Annotated in this window: 13 protein-coding genes; 7 read left to right on the forward strand and 6 right to left on the reverse strand. The window is 61.2% G+C overall.

Annotated elements, in window-relative coordinates; all coding sequences use genetic code 11:
• Positions 1-321: 321 nt before the first annotated feature.
• Entirely contained in the window at positions 322-1,029 is a 708-nt protein-coding gene (locus HZC36_02255) for a L,D-transpeptidase family protein (GenBank protein ID MBI5705791.1), read from the reverse strand.
• Complete coding sequence (locus HZC36_02260; GenBank protein MBI5705792.1) at positions 1,026-1,616, reverse strand: hypothetical protein; 591 nt, start codon at positions 1,614-1,616, stop codon at positions 1,026-1,028. Before HZC36_02260 ends, HZC36_02255 begins: the two co-directional genes overlap by 4 nt.
• 260 nt (positions 1,617-1,876) lie before the next feature.
• On the opposite strand from HZC36_02260, the gene HZC36_02265 reads away from it, so the two are divergent.
• Positions 1,877-2,629: a ThuA domain-containing protein gene (locus tag HZC36_02265; GenBank protein MBI5705793.1), complete on the forward strand. Its 753-nt coding sequence runs from the start codon at positions 1,877-1,879 to the stop codon at positions 2,627-2,629.
• Between the two features lie 248 nt (positions 2,630-2,877).
• On the forward strand, positions 2,878-3,684 hold the full coding sequence (locus tag HZC36_02270) for a hypothetical protein (protein ID MBI5705794.1): 807 nt from the start codon (positions 2,878-2,880) through the stop codon (positions 3,682-3,684).
• On the opposite strand, the gene HZC36_02275 is transcribed toward HZC36_02270, so the two are convergent.
• Together HZC36_02275 and HZC36_02280 are read right to left on the reverse strand one after the other, a co-directional pair.
• Positions 3,681-4,004: a hypothetical protein gene (locus HZC36_02275; GenBank protein MBI5705795.1), complete on the reverse strand. Its 324-nt coding sequence runs from the start codon at positions 4,002-4,004 to the stop codon at positions 3,681-3,683. The genes HZC36_02270 and HZC36_02275 overlap by 4 nt on opposite strands.
• 390 nt (positions 4,005-4,394) lie before the next feature.
• The gene (locus tag HZC36_02280) at positions 4,395-7,598 is read right to left on the reverse strand and encodes a PD40 domain-containing protein (GenBank protein ID MBI5705796.1); all 3,204 of its coding nucleotides are present in this window, start codon (positions 7,596-7,598) and stop codon (positions 4,395-4,397) included.
• Between the two features lie 201 nt (positions 7,599-7,799).
• On the opposite strand from HZC36_02280, the gene HZC36_02285 reads away from it, so the two are divergent.
• The 3 genes from HZC36_02285 to HZC36_02295 all read left to right on the forward strand — a co-directional run bounded on the left by HZC36_02285 (position 7,800) and on the right by HZC36_02295 (position 9,626).
• Positions 7,800-8,450, forward strand: coding sequence for a PEP-CTERM sorting domain-containing protein (locus tag HZC36_02285; GenBank protein MBI5705797.1), 651 nt, complete (start codon positions 7,800-7,802; stop codon positions 8,448-8,450).
• Positions 8,451-8,610: 160 nt separating this feature from the next.
• The gene (locus HZC36_02290; protein ID MBI5705798.1) at positions 8,611-8,793 is read left to right on the forward strand and encodes a hypothetical protein; all 183 of its coding nucleotides are present in this window, start codon (positions 8,611-8,613) and stop codon (positions 8,791-8,793) included.
• Between the two features lie 194 nt (positions 8,794-8,987).
• Entirely contained in the window at positions 8,988-9,626 is a 639-nt protein-coding gene (locus HZC36_02295) for a PEP-CTERM sorting domain-containing protein (GenBank protein ID MBI5705799.1), read from the forward strand.
• 64 nt (positions 9,627-9,690) lie between these two features.
• Here HZC36_02295 and HZC36_02300 read toward each other — a convergent pair whose 3' ends face one another.
• Together HZC36_02300 and HZC36_02305 are read right to left on the reverse strand one after the other, a co-directional pair.
• The gene (locus HZC36_02300; GenBank protein MBI5705800.1) at positions 9,691-10,611 is read right to left on the reverse strand and encodes a DNA-protecting protein DprA; all 921 of its coding nucleotides are present in this window, start codon (positions 10,609-10,611) and stop codon (positions 9,691-9,693) included.
• Positions 10,608-12,698, reverse strand: coding sequence for a RecQ family ATP-dependent DNA helicase (locus HZC36_02305; protein ID MBI5705801.1), 2,091 nt, complete (start codon positions 12,696-12,698; stop codon positions 10,608-10,610). The genes HZC36_02300 and HZC36_02305 overlap by 4 nt, the downstream gene beginning before the upstream one ends.
• Before the next feature lie 220 nt (positions 12,699-12,918).
• On the opposite strand from HZC36_02305, the gene HZC36_02310 reads away from it, so the two are divergent.
• Both HZC36_02310 and lpdA read left to right on the forward strand, forming a co-directional pair.
• Entirely contained in the window at positions 12,919-14,853 is a 1,935-nt protein-coding gene (locus tag HZC36_02310) for a PAS domain S-box protein (protein MBI5705802.1), read from the forward strand.
• A gap of 73 nt (positions 14,854-14,926) precedes the next feature.
• Complete coding sequence (gene lpdA, locus HZC36_02315) at positions 14,927-16,549, forward strand: dihydrolipoyl dehydrogenase (GenBank protein ID MBI5705803.1); 1,623 nt, start codon at positions 14,927-14,929, stop codon at positions 16,547-16,549.
• Positions 16,550-16,816: the final 267 nt, after the last annotated feature.

The following is a 16,816-nucleotide window of genomic DNA, read 5'->3' on the forward strand; positions in this document are numbered from 1 at the left end:
CATTTTTGGGCCGTCTGGCTTGGGTAGCCAGGGCCCCATGGTCCGCCTGCGGGGTGCGTTGGGTTGAGGCGGATGCGCCTTGCGCCACTTCGGTGTGTGGTGGGCCGAGCGCCTTGCCCACTGGAGTCTATGATACCTGGTCTGGGGGTTCCACAACTCGGCGAATCAACGTCCGCTCGACTTCCATTGCCGGCTCTTTGCGCTTCCAGTGGTCCCCTTTGCGTCCTATGTGTGAAATCCGGCTTTCATGCCCTCTCGCTGAGTCCACAAAGCAGACGCAAAGACGAAGAAGGGAACGGAGACTGTTCATGCATGGCCCGATCACCGCTTCAGCCGGGGCATCTCGCGAAGCTGCTTTTCGAGCTCGGCATACATCTCACCCACCCAAGCCGCCTCCTTCGGGATCCGAAAGCCAGGCTGCTTTCGAAAGTCCACGGGGCATACCAGGATGTCGCGCTTTCCCTGTGGCACCTCTTTCGCCATCGCGAAGACCTGCTCGATCGGCTTATCTCCAATGGCGATGCACCCGATCGAGACGTTGCTCCCGTGCAGGTAGATATCGCTCCCTATGTCCTTTCTTGGCACCTTTGAGTTGGCGATATCGGTGGCGTTGGGATAGTCCAGCTTGATCGAGAGGTGGTAGGCGCTCTGGGGGTTCAGCGTGGTCAGCGCGTAGAGCCCTTCCGGGACCTGCTTGTCTCCCTCCCTGCGTTTGGGGCCCAGTTTCCCGCTCGCCGCAAGAATCGGGTACGTGGTGAGATGGGTCCACGTACCATTCTCTCCGCCGACCCAGACCTCGAGTTCTCGCTCCTGCTTGAACGCAACCAGTCGAAACCGCTTGGGGGGCCAAGCGATGCCTGCAGCGGCCGCCAGCGGCTTGAGTTCTGTTGCTTGCGCCGTAGCTGCTGGACCGGAGGCTTCGGCTGCCCGATGCCGAGCCCACTTCAGGCCCTGGGGCACACCCCATGCCAGCCCGCAAACCACAGCTCCCAAGGCCGCCAACCGAACTGCAGAACGACCGCCCTTCATACTCCATCCTTGACGAGCTTGTAGCCCTTCGGCGGCACGAACCGGAACATGGATTCCGGGATCTTGGGATTAGTCTTGAGGTCGGAGAATAGCCGCACCTGGGTGATCGATCCCAGGTTTGCCGAAACACCGAGCGGATCGTGCGTCAACAGGTCGAAGAAGACGTACATCTTGGTCTCTTTGGTCAAGCGCTTGCCGTCCAGCTCAACTCGGAGCGCCTGCTTGCCGTGCCAGGAAACCTTCGCCGGCTCTCCGATAGGGGGGAGTCCCATGCTGGAAAAGTCGAGCCCGACTTCGCGAGACAGCGACCAATCCTTCTGTACTCCCTCGAAGATCTTGTAACCCTTCTCGCTGGGTTTGATGCTCCAGCTCTTCGTTGGGCAGCCGATGAAGATGCCCTGGGCCGACTCGTATCGGTAGTAGCCTCCGCGCTTCCACCACCACTTGGTGGTTTGTGGCTTGGGGAACTCCTCAGTGGTGACGGTGACCGTCACCGACATCGATGTGGCGGCCTCGATCCGGCGGTGGACCTCGTCCAGCAAGGGTTGGGACTGGAAAGCTTGCCACATCCATATCGCCGCGATCATGAGTGCATGTTAGCACTGGAAATGGACGAGGGCCGTATGTGGCATGACCGTCCCGGTCATGTCCGATCCCTCTTGAATCAGGTCGCGACTCCCTACCCGGACCGGGACGGTCCGGGGATACATGACCGAGACGGTCATGCCACATCGATGGCCTTCTCGGTACTCTTTCACCTGCGGAGCCAGACCCATAGCAACTCACCAGAAAACCTGAGAACCTGAACACCCAAAACCCTTACCACCTGGCTCCCAAGGAGCTTTCAATGTCCGACAAAATCCGCGTGACCGTGTGGGGCGAGAACGTCCACGAGCACGAGATGCCGAAGGTCGCCGCCATCTATCCCAAGGGCATGCACGGCTGCATCGCCGACGGCCTGAAGGAGGACCCGGCGTTCGACGTCAAGATCGCCACCCTCGACATGCCCGAGCACGGCCTGACCGAAGAGGTCCTGCTGAACACCGACGTGCTCACCTGGTGGGGCCACGCCGCGCACCACAAAGTCGACGACGCCATCGCCCAGCGCGTGAAGACCCGCGTGCTGGAGGGCATGGGGCTGATCGTGCTGCACTCGGGCCACTATTCCAAGATCTTCAAGTGGCTGATGGGCAGTTCGTGCTCGCTCTGCTGGCGCGAGGCCGACGAGCTGGAGCGCATCTGGATCTGCAATCCCGTGCACCCGATCGTGCAGGGCATCGAGGGGCCCTACTTCGAGATCCCGCAGGAGGAGATGTACGGCGAGCCGTTCGGCATCCCCGAGCCCAACGAGACCATCATGATCGGGCACTTCGAGGGCGGCAACGTGTTCCGCTCGGGCGTGGTGTTCCATCGCGGCGCGGGCACGATCTTCTATTTCCAGCCCGGCCACGAGACCTACCCGATCTACCACCAGAAGGAGATCAAGCTGATCCTGAAGAACGCGGCGAAGTACGTCGTGCCGAAGGGTCCGCGGTGGATCGACCAGGCGCCGCACATCCCGAAGGAGCAGGCGCCGGATCCCATTGCGGTGAAGGGATAGGGACCGAGGAACCAAGGGACAAAGGGACAAAGGGACGGAGGGACGAAGGGACGAAGGGACAAAGGGACGGAGGGACAAAGGGACGGAAGGACCGTCCGAGGTCCGAGTTGTGGCCCGATAGCCCCTCTCTCCTGCTCCGGAGGAGAGAGGGGTTGGGGAGAGAGGTCTGTGAGCGAAGCGAACTGCTCCGGCGAGTTTGACGGTCCATTCTCGAGGTCGGCCGGTTCCCGAAACCCACGGGGACTGCCATGATCCATCGCATCGCCATCCTCGTTCATCGCCACGAGGCGTTCGATCAGACCGCCTATTTCGTAAGCGAGTTCGCAAGGGTCTGGCTTGATCGCGGCATCGAAGTCGTCGTCGTGCGCGGACCGCAGGAACGCGTGGAGGCCGACGTTGCGATCCTCCACGTGGACCTGACGGTGATCCCACCTGAGTATCTCGCGCTCGCGAGGCGCTACCCCTCTTGCGTCAACGGCCACGTCGCAGACATCTCGAAACGAGTTGTGAGCACGCACTTGGTCCGGCCAGGGGACGGCTATTGCGGGCCAGTGATCGTCAAGTCGGATCGCAACTACGGTGGCCGGAAGGAACGTGATCTCGCCCTGCGTGGACACCTACCCCCGAGTTTCCTGCGCGTTCCAGCAAGCTACGATGTGTTCGAGTCGCCGGCCAGCGTTGCCGAGGATGTTTGGGCAGACCGTGACCTCGTTGTCGAACGCTTTTGTCCCGAGAAGGACGGCGACCTGTACAAGATGCGCACTTGGATGTTCTTCGGCGGCAAGGAGACCGGCTCGATTGCCTACTCACCCAAGCCCGTCGTTAAGTCCGAGAGCGTCGTGCACAGGAAGCCTCTGCATGAAGTGCCGGAGGAGCTGAGGATGATCCGGGAAGAGCTCGCTTTTGAATACGGCACGTTCAACTACGTGATGCACGAGGGCGAGGCGGTGCTGTTCGACGCCAACCGCGCCCCAGCGCTCGGCGCGTTCTCAAACGGCGACCCCTCGCCGGAGATTCGGTTCTTTGCGGACGGCATTTGGGACTTCGTCAGCTAGCGCTGTTGCGCCTTCGGAGGCCTCACGACCCGCCAACCGTCGTTTCGGTCCAACCACCGGACAGCAGCGAAATAGGGCACGCCACCCAAGGCGCATAGGATTGCGAAGAATGCCAGGTAAAGCGAGAACCGGGAGGCCGTCGCAAACATCAGAGCCAAGATCGAGCAGAGCAGTGCCGTGCCCGCACAAAACCAACCGAAACCGACAACCCACGAGCGGTTCGGCGAGCCCCAGATAGTGATCTTCACCCACAGGGGCACGTGAAGCTTCATCCCCGGTCTGGGGTAATCCACGAAGCTCCCCTTTGGCTCTGGCTCCATCGCAGCCCAATTTACCCGGCGAGCATCTCCCACCTTCCCTTGCTTGCGGCCGCCGGGCGCTCATCAGATCACGGGCTCCCGACCCAGGGCTGGCGCCCTGGGCTATCACATCAAGGCCCGTAGGGCCTCAGCGCCCAGCCTTGCGAAAGATCGTCGCGATGGCCAACCCCACAACCACCAGGCCTAACCCCCACAGGGCCAAGTTCACCCAATCGATCCTCCATCCTACAAGCATGTCATCACCAATGGCGCCATACGGCAAGCCGGGGAGAAATGGGCGTTGAGCCCATGTGCGAACCGCCCTTAGTCCGATGTGCCCGCACTTTGCTGCCTCAACACCTAAAGGTGCTGAGGCAGTTCATTCGACATTCGACATTCGTCAATCGCCCCCTACCTCACCTTCCCCAAGAGCACCTCGATCGCCTTGTCGAGCTGCGGGTCCTTGCCAGCAAAGTACTCTTCCGGCATCCAGTCCACCTTGAAGTCGGGCTGCTCACCCAGATCCTCGAGAGGCGAGCCGTCCAGGCGGTACACGCCGGTTCCCGGCATTCGCGCGCTGGTGCCATCGATCAGCGGGAACCCGCCGGTGTAGATCACGTAGCCTGGTGTCGGCATGCCGACCAGCGTCGCGAGCTTTCGCGCTTTCATGGCATAGGGGAACATCTCCGCGTTGCTGAAGCTCGTCTCGCCCATCATCACGACGGTCGGCAGACCCCAGGTCTGGCCTGGGCCAAGCTGCGGCGCCTCGTCGCGCGGCACGTAGATGGCGTTCGGCTGGCGCTCGATGACGTCGATCAGGCGGTCGCTGATGTTGCCGCCGCCGTTGTTGCGTACGTCGATAATCACGCCCTTCTTGCCTTGCGTCGCCTGCCAGAAGTCGCGCTGGAACTCGTCGAAGTTGCCGCCACCCATGCCGGCGATGTGCACATAAGTGAGCTTCCCACCCGTTTTCTCTTCGACGAACTTGCGTCGCCATTCCAGCAGGTTGCGGCGCACGATCCCGGAGTATTCGCCCGATGATATCGCTCGATATTTCACGGTCCGGGCGCCCTCCTTGCTGGCTGTAGCATTCACCAGCAGCGTGATCTCGCGGCCGGTTTGGTCGTTCAGCACGTCGCGGTAGAGCGCCTCATCCATCGACCCGTCCTTTCCGTTCACCTGCAGCACGATCTCGCCGGCTTTCAGCATCGTCTTGGTGAAGCTGCCGGGCACGCCTTTGGGTACTTCCTTGATCTTGATGCCGGGGCCATCGTAGCGGTAGTCCGCCGTGAAACCCAGATGCGCCGAGGTCGAGCCGCCCGGGTTGCCCGCGCCGGGGCCCGCTTCCGAGTGGCTGCTCTCCAGCTCGCCGACCATCATGTTCAGCAGCGTCGCCATTTCGTTCCGGTGGCCGACCGAATCCAGCAGTGGCTCGTAGCGCTTCTTGATCGCCGCCCAATCCCTTCCGTGGAAGTTGCCATCGTAGAAACTCCGGTTGTACTCGCGCCAGAACTGGTTGAACGCCGCCCCGCGCTCTTTGCGCACGTCGCGGGTCCAGTCCGCCCTGTAGGGCACAGTCGTCGTGGGGGTGTTCGGCTTGCCAAAATCCAAGATGTTCAGCGTGCCAGCCTTCAGGTAGAAGATCTGCTTGCCGTCCTGGCTGAAGTCAAACCCGGCCACGCCTCCGCCCGAAGTCATCCGCTTCAGGTCGTTTCCGTCATAGGCGGCCTTCCATAGATCGCCCTCGCTCAAGAAGTAAAGGTCGCCCTTCTCGGGGTCCATCAGCACCTTGCTCTGCGGAGCCTGCCCAATGAACCTCCTGGCGCGGTTCTCGATGCCGTCGAAGTCGATCGTGACCTTCGGGGTTGTCCCCGGCTTTTCGTACTTGAGCTGAAGTTCTTCGCTGCGAACATCCTCCTTCGTCAGCGGAAGAATGTAGAGCGCCGCGCCGCTCGCCGCGCCAAACCGCCCTCCGCCGCCACCTGCTGAGCGGTCGGAACGATAATAGAGGTACTTGCCGTCGGCGGACCATGATGGGTTGCCGTTCGGCATGTTCTCCTGGGTGACGTTGTACTCCTTCTTCTCTTGGGTGTCGTAGACCCAGATGTTGGTCCCCGACTCCCAATAGTAGTAACCGCTTCGGTCGAGCGCCTTGGCATAGGCGACCCAACGCCCATCGGGGCTCCAAGCGTAGGCGCCAGGGCCATTGCCGGGCTTGGAGAGCACCAGTTCCGGTGCGCCGCTGCCGTCGGCGCTGATCGTGTACACGCCGCCGGTCTTTCCTGCCAGCCAGAAGCTCAGCTTCTTCTTGTCGGGGGTGAATTGCAGTGCGAACACGTCGTTGTCGCTGGGCGTTAGCCGCTTCGCCGCTTTGGTCTCCAGGTTCAGGAGGTAGAGGGAGCGGGCGTTCTCGCGGTCGCTTACAAAGAACAGCGACTTGCCGTCGGGGGCATAGAATGGCTGCTCGTCCAGGCCCGCCCAATCGGTGAGCTGGGTTGCGTCCGAGGCGTTTGGGCCCTTTTCCTGCTTTACAGGGACGGACCACAGCTCGCCACGCACCTGAAAGACGAACGCGTCGTTCTTTGGGGAAAGGCTCAGGTCCTCGGCGCCCGCCGTCAGCACCAAACGCTCTTCATTGGTGGTCTTGTCGTCGATTATCGCGGTAATCGAGAGCTTCTCCGGTTTGCCTCCGGGAGCCAAGCTGTAGACCGAGCCATCCGACTCGAAGGCCATGATAGGTGCCTTGGTCGCCGCCGTCAGAAACCGCGCGGGAGCCCCGACCAGTTCGGTTTGGCGCTTCACGCGGCCGTTGGCGTCGAGTGCATAAACGTTGGGCGTTTTGGCGGCAGTGTCCACGTTCCTCGGGATCGGTTTGCCGACATAGCTGCTGCTGGGGGTCTTGTCGGTCACGGTGACGCAGTAGGCTTCGACACCGGGGGCTGGGCTGACCCACAGATGCTGGAACCCGTTCGCGCGAACCTTGGACCGGTTGCCGGAGGCGATATCAAACTTCCACACTTGGGCTGCGCCAGAGCCTTCGTAACGCGGGCGGTTCCATGGAATCTGCATGAGCCGGGTGTAGAGCACCGACTTTCCGTCCAGCGAATACCTCGGGTAGTTCACGGGCATCATGTCGAGGAATAGCGGCTTGAACTTGAGGGTCTTCACGGCAAGCTCGTAAATTCCGTTTTCCGATGCATCGCGAGTGCCGCGAAAGGCAATCCGTTTGCCATCTGGCGACCAATCGCTCGGGACCTCGCTGCCGGAGAACCAGGTGAGGCGCTGGACCGCACCGCCCTCGGCGGGGACCGCGAAGATGTCGTTGTTTCCGTACCGGTTGCTCGCAAAGGCGATCCACTTACCGTCCGGCGACCAGACCGCGTTGTCCTCCATTTCGATATGGTTGGTCAGCGGCACGGCCTTCCCGCCCTTGCTGGAAACGACCCAAATGTCGCCTCGATAGGTGAAGGCTAGCTTCGATCCGTCGGGGCTGAGTGCCAGGTTCCGAGCGCCGACCAGGTTGCGTGCGGGAGCCTCGGTGAGCTGGGCCTGCGAAACAGATGTTGCGATGAGTCCACAGGCAAGGACAACGATGCGGAAGGGGTGTCGTCGCATGAAGGCATGTTTACCTCCATATCAGCAAACCGGACTCATGTCAGGCGCATTCGCATCAAATCATTACTTTCTTGAGAACTATATTCACTACATTTTTGTATTCTAACTTTCACACATCTATCGTCACAATTGGCAGCTATTACTTCAATACTTATCGGAAGCCGTCGGGCCACACTCGGCGCGCTTCCGAGGAGAAACAGCATGAATCCGACGAGACTCGGAGTAGCCGGCGCATTTCTGTCAGGGTCTGCGATCGCATCCTGTGCGATCTACAACTACGCAACCTGGACCGACACTCCTGACGCAACTCACGTCAACGGGACCGTGATGGGCATTGGCTTGCACTTTGCCGGGGTGTACATGGATGCCCAACTCAACAACACGGGAACCTACTATTGGACCCAGGGGTCGCCGCCGCCGTACACCAGCGCCCAGGTCTCCAATGGGCCTGCCACCCGAGACGTCATCCGGTTGCGAGCCGTGTCGTCACTCAATCGAATCGAGTTCGATTCGCCGGTCGGGAATCCGATCATGGACGTTCTCAGCCTGGGCCGCAATGGCGGTCCGGTCCGCTACACCTTCAACCAGCCGTTCACGATCCTTAGCGAGGGCCAGGGGTATTTCGGAAACGGGACGCTCACGAACCCAAGCGGGAACATCCTTGAGGGGCGGGAAGGGCACGGGACGATCATGTTCTCCGGCAATGTGTCGTCCATCGAATGGACGGTAGACGTCGCCGAGTTCTGGCATGGATTCACGATTGGCGCCGTGCCTCCCGTTCCAGAGCCGAGCTCACTCCTCGGCTTGTGCCTCGGGGTTGCGGTAGCTGGGAGGCTGCGCCTAACGCGATAGGGCTACGAGCCGTTGCCTCCAATCCTGGTGCCTGCGGGTGTGTCTTCGCGGCAAGCCGCAATCGAACCTGGCGATTGTCTATAGCTGTGGGACCTTACTCCCATGGAATCAGCTGATCTGGCGCTGGACGGCGTCCAACAGAATTAGGAGGCACCAGATCATGAACAAGAAGACCTATTTGATGGCAGGATCGGCCTTGGCTGCGGCCGCGGGCGCGCTCTTCCTGGCGAAGAAGAAGGGCTGGAAACCTTTTCACAAATCGAGCTCAGGGAGCTTTTCCGAAGAGCCGATGCCCAAGACGAGCAGGATGCGCAAGGCGAAGTCGGCCGATGCGATGAACTGAGGCAGCCAGCTACCATTTGCCTTGGGCCATTTGAGGGGGCACACGTCCTTCCCGACGTGTGCCCCTGCTGCATTGGCGCTCCAAGGACCCGCAAATCTACTAGATCTCCTCTGAGCCGTCACAGACCCCAGCGTCCGGGACAACTCTATTCAGGGTCCTCTGTCAATTGGGCTGAGGCCTCAAGGGAGCTTGAAATGAGAGTGAATCGCCTTTCCACGCTGGCAGCGGTCTTGTGCGCGCTTTCGGTGCAGGCTGCGGCAGCCGTCTACACCTACGCCAACTGGAGCAGCCAACCTGACGGCGGCCATGTTGACGGGACGATCGCAGGCATCGGCGTCCACTACACCGGCGAGGTCTACTTCGCCAACCTTAACAACACGGGTGTCTACTACTGGACCCAGTACTCCCCGCCGCCATACACGAGCGCGACGGTGTCGAACGGGCCGGGAACGACAGACATCATCGGACAGAGCGTCTCGGGCGTTAACCGGATCGACTTCGATTCTCCCGTGATGAACCCCATCATGGCCATCTGCAGCATGGGCCAGCCCGGACTGCCAGTCACGTATTCGTTTAACCAGTCCTTCACTATTCTCAGCTATGGCTCCGGATATTGGGGATCGGGAACGCTTACGGACTTGGGTGGCAACGTGCTTGAGGGAAGGGAGGGCCACGGAACCATCCAGTTCTCCGGAGCGGTCTCCTCGATTATCTGGGAGGTTTCGCCTGATGAAGGCTGGCACGGTATCACCGTCGGTATCGTCCCGGAGCCCACATCGCTGGTGACCCTGAGCCTCGGCGGCCTGGCGCTGTTGCGTCGTCGTCGCAGCTGAACTCTGACTGGCTGCACTGGAGATGGGACACATCAAGAGCCGTAGCGAAGGAGCGGATCCTTCGCTACGGCTGTTCCTGACCACTGCCAAATAGGGATTGTTGGTGCACACCGTGCCCCTTCAAAGACTCCAGGAGTTCACCCGCCGACCAAATGGGAGATGCTCCCTTTCCGATCAGAGCTCGGTTTCCTGGCGGCATCTCCTCTCCACTTCTGACCATGAGTCCACCGAGCCCCATCCGCAGCGCCTCGACCGCCCCTGTCCATGTCCCCCCAGTTCCCAGATCAGAGGAAACCACCACGGTCGCTTGAGCATGCGCATAGATGAGTTTGTTGCGCCCCATGGCGTTGCCTGCGGAGAAGCCCGCGCTCGGCGCATAGGGGGTGCAGAGACAAAGCCGTCCTTCCTCCAGACGATCGGCCACGTCGCGGTCTTTCATGGTCCGCGAGAGAGAGTCAGCTAGGATTCCTAGCACTGTGCCTCCACTCGTAAGAGCGGAGTGCATCGCCGTGGAGTCGACCCCCTTTGCGCCCCCCGAAACAAGGGTCCAGCCTGCCTCTGCTATCCCGCGAGCCACATCCGAAGCGAAGTCTCGGCCAACTTCATCCACATTCCTGGAACCCACCACACCGACGCTCGCCTTGTTGAGAATCGCTAGGTTCCCCGATGCAAAGATCATCGCAGGCCCACGAGTGCCAAGGCGCTCAGACCATTTGGCGGGGAACGACGGGTCGAACGAGCACACGGGAACCACCCCGCATTCGCCAAGGCTCTGAATCTCATGCTCATAGAGAGTTAGGGAGTCTAGTCTCTTGGCCAGGGTTGTTTTAGCTTCTGCACCATAGCCCCGAACGGCCCCGCGCAGGTCTACTTCGTCGCCGCCCGAGGCAACAACACCCACCAGTTCCCGGAGCACCTTTGGTGGGAGCGTCGGCAGGCCCTCGATCAAGTGGCTGGACAGCGCGGCTACCAGGAGGCACTTCACGAGACGAACCTCCGGGGCCTCGCCGTAGCCAGCGCAAACGGCATGATCGGGCCGCTGCCCTTGGCCCGCAGCTCGACTCCGATTGCCGCCAGCGTCCAGCCTGAATCCACCACGTCGTCGACCAACAGCCCGATGCCGTGGCGCACCTCCACAGCTGCAAACGCTCCCCAAGCGTTCATGCATTGCGCCTGTTTCGTGTCCATCGCCTTCTGCGGCGGCCTGGGCGTCTTTCGGCGGACGCCCTCCACTGCCTCGATCCCCAAAGCCGCCGCCAGACGTCGCGCGAAGCGCTCCAACGCGCTCCCGTGTTGGGAGCTGGGGACCCAGGTCAGCCACCCAAAGCCCAGACCGGTGGCCCGAATCGCCTGGGCAGACGCCCCAACAAGCTCATCGGAGAAGTCCAAGAACTCATACTTGCCCTCTTTGACCAACTGCCCCCAGCCAGGCTCGTTGTAGGAGCTCAGCGCAATACCGTCCAAGAGCTGCTCATAGGGTCCGAGGTTCTTGGGCCTCCCTAGATCGACACCGGAGGGCAGCTTCGTGATTGCCTGGATCCGGTAGGTCGTGCCGTGAAGGAAGCGGCGGGCACGATCGATCAGTTCCTGCGACAAGTGGACTTCCGCGTGCGGGTGGCACCGATCGCAGTGGCCGCAAGGCTGTGGGTCTTCTTCATCAAGCATTCCGAGCAGGAGCTGCATCCGGCAGCCTTCATACCGGGCATAGAGCTTCATCTGTTCGAGCTCGTGAAACCTCTCCGCGCGAATGGCCTCGACGCGTTCCCAATCGAGGTTCCCCGCGCCCGGTACCTTGGACCAGCCTTCAGAAGTCCGCTCGATCAGCGCTTCGGCATCCAGGATCTCCAGCGCCTGACGGATTGCCGTGATGGGCGTCTTTGGGAAAAGCGCCGTGAGTTCGGAGAGGGCTTTGGGCGACTCCCCAGCGGCCTGCAAGATTCCCTCAAACAGCCACCGTGCCGGCAGCGCCGTCTCCGCAAAATGGACCGAAGTGGACGCGTCGTCCTCCATCCAGATCAGAGCGGCATAGGCCACGGGCAACGACCTGCCGGCCCGCCCAATCTGCTGGTAATAGGCGATGGGCGAGCCCGGAAGACCCGCGTGGACCACAAATCCAACGTCGGTCTTGTCGTAGCCCATGCCGAGAGCGGAGGTGGCCACGAGCGCCTTCAAGCCGTTCGCCATGAACTCGCTTTCGAGCTCCACCCGCCGTTCGTTGTCCAGGTCGCTGTGGTAGGCGTGGGCCTCGATTCCAGACTCCCTAAGCCAAAGGGCCGTTTTCTCGGCTTCGTTGATCGTCAACACGTACACCACTCCCGTCCCCGGGAACTTGGGCAGATAGCGCGCGAGCCAGGCCAGCCGCTCGGCGGGCTCGGACGTGCGAAACACGCTCAGCCGGAGGCTCTCCCGCGCGAGCCCGCCTCGGTGGACCGTGAGGCCCGGGCCCAATTGCTCCTCGATGTCGGCAATCACCCGGTTGTTGGCCGTGGCCGTGGTCGCCAGCACCGACGACCCACGGTTCAGGTCCCGCAGGACCCTCACGATGCGCCGGTAATTGGGCCGGAAATCGTGTCCCCAGTCGCTGATGCAATGCGCCTCGTCCACGACCACCAAGCTGGCACGATCGAGAAACAAGGGCAAGAGGTCACGACGAAACGTCGGGTCGGCGAGCCTCTCCGGTGACACCAGGAGCAGATCCACCTTGCCCCCGATCAGCGCCGATTCGATGCTCTCTCGATCTTGGTTGTTGGTGCTGTTGATGGACTCCGCCCGCAAGCCCAGGCTTTGTGCCATGGCGATCTGGTTGCGCATGAGCGCAAGCAAGGGGCTGATGAGAAGCGTTGGCCCGGCGCCGCGCTCGCGCAGGAGCTTCGTGGCAATGAAGTACACCAGGCTCTTGCCCCAACCGGTCCGCTGGACCACCAACAAGCGCTTTCCGCCCGAAAGCAGCGCCTCGATAGCCTCCCATTGGCCCGGCCGAAACGAGGCGTCTGGCCCCAGCGATGCGCGCAGCAGTTGCTGAGACGCGGCCTTCAACAGGCCAAATTCATCACCACCCCTTGTAGTAGACAATTGTCCGCATTATACAACATTGGGGGTCGCTCTCCAGGCCCATAGAAAGCTCATCAAGTGATCTATCTCTCCAAGGTTGCAACGGTGCAGCAGCTCGTTGATGTGGCGATCGCACCGTACTTCTGTGATTTGGTACAGTATTTTAGAACCAAGCTAGGTAAAGAACACCCATAGCTCTGTCGATAATCAATCTTGCTGTGCGGCCGCAAATGGGGCATCGATGAAAGCCTTGGGCAATCTGGAATTCAGTCGAAAAACACTTAGCTCTATCTTGCGCTTCTTCACGGACTGGATCGGAGCGTTGATCACGATCGGCGTGTGCATCTGTACGGTAGCGTCCAAGCATACGGTCTACGATCATCAGATCGACCACTTGCTCATCGTCTCGATCGCTTTCGCCGCCTTTCATCGGGGAACTCTTGCCGGCCTCATCTCGGCTGCCATTGCCGCCCTCACCCTTGGATTGGGGGCCATAGCCGATCCGGAATGGCAATTTTCATCGGAAGGCTTTGCCGACGGTGTGGTTATTTTTCTCTCGCTCCCGATGGTGTTCTCCGCCGGATCGCTAAGGCGAACCGTCCTTCGATCGATCGACGAGAAACTGGCGCTTGAGCGCAGGCACTCAGAAGAACTTGGCGAAGCCCTCGACCGCGCAAGACAAGCGGAAGCCAGCCTGGCTGAGCTCAACCGGAACCTGGAAGAAGCCGTCGCGAGTCGAACAAAGGAGATTCAGCAAGCCATCACGGCTCTCATGGATACAGAAGAAGAGCTCCGGGCCGCCAACCTGGAGTCAGGGTTCCTTCTGAGGGCTCTGGATTACCATGCCGCAACAATCGTCATGGACCCACAGTTCAAAATCCGCCACGCAAACCAGAAGTTTCTGGACATGCGGGGACTTTCGCTTGAAGACGTGATCGGAAAGACTCCCCTAGACCTTCAATGCAGCCCCGGCCAGGCAACGGCATTTTCTGCGATCAGCACTGAGATTCTCGCCGGACGTGCCTTTCATCAGGAAGTTCCGATCAAGGATGACGATGGCCGAGCTTGCTGGCTCGACTGGACCGTCGTTCCCGAGTTCGACGCATCGGGCAATCTCCTCCGGTCGGTTGGGATGATCATCGATATTTCGGAACGGAAGCGTGGCGAGGAAGAGCTGGTCCAGTTTTCGCGAGCCGTATGGCAAAGCCCGGCTTCTGTCGTGATCACCGACCGGGACGGCGCGATCCAATACGTGAACCCAACGTTTGAAGAGGTTACAGGCTACACCCTAAAGGAGGTTCTCGGAAAGAACCCACGGGTCCTAAAATCGGGGAAGACCGAAGATGAGATCTACGAAGGGATGTGGCGTGCCATAGCGTCAGGGGGAGAGTGGAAAGGCGAACTGTGCAATCGGAAGAAGAGCGGCGAGCTCTTCTGGGAGCATGCGTCGATCTCCGGCATCCAGGATGATCACGGCGAAATCATAAGCTTTGTGGCCGTCAAAATCGATATTACGGCCCAAAAACAAGCCCAGGAGGAGATCGAGGCAAGCCACCTTGAAGTGGTCAAACGCCTCGCTCTCGCCACAGAGTTTCGCGATGACGACACCGGAGCCCATGTGCAGCGGATTGGCTATTTCGCTGCTGCACTGGGCGAGGCATGCGGGTTAAGCGAAATGGAGTGCGAGACCCTTAGCTGGGCCTCGGCGCTCCACGATATCGGCAAGCTTGCGATTCCGGACTCCATCCTTCTGAAGCGAGGCAAGCTCACGGAAGAAGAATACGCCGTCATGCAGACCCATGCGGCGCTGGGAGCCAAGATGCTCGAAGGCGGGCGTGGCCCGATTCTCGAACAGGCAGAGGTCATCGCACGCACCCACCACGAGAAGTGGGATGGCAGCGGATACCCCGCCGGCCTGAAGGGTAAGGACATCCCCCTCGTGGGCCGAATCGTCGCTATCTGCGATGTGTTCGACGCGCTCACCTCGGAGAGGCCCTACAAGCGCGCTTGGCCGTTTGGCGAGGCCATGGCCGAAATCGAACGCTGTGCGGGCACGCACTTCGACCCCCATCTGGCCAAGCTCTTTGTGGCCAACCGGTCGAGAATCCAGCTTATCCTCCAGATGCTCGCCGATAGAAAAGATCGTAACGACGAGAGCGATCTGTTGGCCGCCTGAGCCCCTCTGGAGCAGGGGGTCCCGGAACGCAAAGGTAAAATGGCCTCGGCGCCGCCGCGGCGCAACTTTGCGAATGAGCCGACCCAAGCCGCAGAACATCCTGACCTCCACCGCAGGGTCCGCATCGGCGATGGCCACCCTCGTGTCGGAAATCGAGCGCATTCCCACGCCTGAGGAGCAGCTTCAACCCATGCCCAACGACAGTTTCGATTGCGACGTCTGCGTCATCGGCGCCGGACCCGGCGGCTATGTCGCCGCGATCCGCGCCGCCCAACTTGGAGCCAAAGTCGTCGTCGTCGAGAAGGAATATCTGGGGGGCACATGCCTGAACTGGGGCTGCATCCCCAGTAAGGCGATGATCGCCAGCGTCGAGCGCTTGCAGCACATCCAGCACGCCGACAAGCTCGCGGTCGAAGTGCCCGACGGCGCCAAAGTGAACTTCGAGAAGTTCTCGGCGCGGCGAGACAAGATCGTTCAGACTCAGCGCGGCGGCATCGGCATCCTCTTCAAGAAGAACAACATCCGGCACATCGAGGGCTTCGCCAAGTTCGTCGATGCTCATACGATCGAGATCGGCCCGTGGGAAGGTCCGAGGTCTGAGGTCCGAGGACCGGAGGGACAAGGGGACAAAGGACCCTCCGAACCTAACACCCAGAACCCAACACCTAACACCACGCAGCAGCGCCTCTCCGCCAAGAACTTCGTCCTCGCCATGGGCTCGTCGTGCATTCGCCTGAACATCCCCGGCCTCGAAGGCGGCCGCGAGGAAGGCGTCTGGACCTCCGACGACGCCGTGACCGCTCCATTCGTGCCCACCTCCATGCTCATCCTCGGCGGCGGCGCGGTCGGCGTGGAGTTCGGCTACGTGTTCAACGGCCTGGGCAGCAAGGTCACCGTGGTCGAAATGATGCCGAACCTGATTCCCACCATGGACACGGACCTTGGCGTCGAACTGGGCAAGCTCCTGGGACGACAGGGCATCAAGGTCCACACCGGGGCCACCCTCGAGAGGGCCGAGAAGACCAAGGACGGCTGGAAGTGCACCGTCAAGAAGGGCACGGAGGTCGAAGAGATCGAGGTGCAGGTGGTGCTGCTGGGTGTCGGGCGGAAGGCCAACACCGAGGGCATGGACCTGGAGAAAATCGGCGTCAAGCTGCACCGGCGCGGGGTCGAAGTGGTGGACGACAGCCTAAAAACCCACTGCCCAAACGTTTACGCCATCGGCGACGTGACCGGGCGCATCCAGCTTGCCCACGTGGCGAGCGCCGAGGGCATCCACGCTGTGACCAACATCCTCACGGGGGCAGACAAGCAGTTCGATTACCGGGCCGTTCCAAGCTGCGTCTACACCGTGCCCGAGGTCGCCAGCGTGGGGCTCACCCAAAGCGAGGCGGAGGCGCAGGGCCGCGACGTGACGGTCGGCAAGTTTCTGTTCCGCCCCCTGGGCAAGGCCATGGCGATCGCCGAGCAGGATGGCTTTGTCAAGGTGGTAGCAGACAAACAGTACGGCGAGGTGCTGGGCGTGCACATGATTGGGGCTCACGTGACCGATATGATCGCCGCCGGGGTTGCCGCCATCAAGATGGAAGCCACGTTGGAGGTGATGGCGGAGACGATCCACGCGCATCCCACGATGGCCGAGGCGATGCTGGAGGCCTACGAAGACGCCATGGGGCATGCCATCCATAAAGCGTAGGAGCGAGGTCCGAGGTCGGAGGGTCTGGGTTTTCAGGTTCTCAGGTTCTCAGGTTCTCAGGTCTTCAGGTTTTCAGGGTTTCAGGGTTTGGGACCGGAATCACCTTGCCCCTTGAGTCGGTCAGTAGGTCTGTCGGTTGGAGGGCGGACCGGTAGCCGCCGGTTCCGTGCCTGCGCTGGAGTTCGTAGGTTCTCAGGTCTGTAGTTCCGGAACCACCTCGCCCCTCGTGGGAGAGGTCGGTGAGCGCAGCGAACCGGGTGAGGGGGC

This window comes from Armatimonadota bacterium, assembly GCA_016223145.1.
Taxonomy (GTDB): domain Bacteria; phylum Armatimonadota; class Fimbriimonadia; order Fimbriimonadales; family Fimbriimonadaceae; genus Nitrosymbiomonas.

What these genes read in the sequence shown, in the direction of transcription:
- HZC36_02255 (MBI5705791.1), bottom strand. Translation starts at nt 1,029, where the DNA reads ATGAAGGGCGGTCGTTCTGCAGTTCGGTTGGCGGCCTTGGGAGCTGTG.
- HZC36_02260 (MBI5705792.1), bottom strand. Translation starts at nt 1,616, where the DNA reads ATGATCGCGGCGATATGGATGTGGCAAGCTTTCCAGTCCCAACCCTTG.
- HZC36_02265 (MBI5705793.1), top strand. Translation starts at nt 1,877, where the DNA reads ATGTCCGACAAAATCCGCGTGACCGTGTGGGGCGAGAACGTCCACGAG.
- HZC36_02270 (MBI5705794.1), top strand. Translation starts at nt 2,878, where the DNA reads ATGATCCATCGCATCGCCATCCTCGTTCATCGCCACGAGGCGTTCGAT.
- HZC36_02275 (MBI5705795.1), bottom strand. Translation starts at nt 4,004, where the DNA reads ATGGAGCCAGAGCCAAAGGGGAGCTTCGTGGATTACCCCAGACCGGGG.
- HZC36_02280 (MBI5705796.1), bottom strand. Translation starts at nt 7,598, where the DNA reads ATGCGACGACACCCCTTCCGCATCGTTGTCCTTGCCTGTGGACTCATC.
- HZC36_02285 (MBI5705797.1), top strand. Translation starts at nt 7,800, where the DNA reads ATGAATCCGACGAGACTCGGAGTAGCCGGCGCATTTCTGTCAGGGTCT.
- HZC36_02290 (MBI5705798.1), top strand. Translation starts at nt 8,611, where the DNA reads ATGAACAAGAAGACCTATTTGATGGCAGGATCGGCCTTGGCTGCGGCC.
- HZC36_02295 (MBI5705799.1), top strand. Translation starts at nt 8,988, where the DNA reads ATGAGAGTGAATCGCCTTTCCACGCTGGCAGCGGTCTTGTGCGCGCTT.
- HZC36_02310 (MBI5705802.1), top strand. Translation starts at nt 12,919, where the DNA reads ATGAAAGCCTTGGGCAATCTGGAATTCAGTCGAAAAACACTTAGCTCT.
- lpdA (MBI5705803.1), top strand. Translation starts at nt 14,927, where the DNA reads ATGAGCCGACCCAAGCCGCAGAACATCCTGACCTCCACCGCAGGGTCC.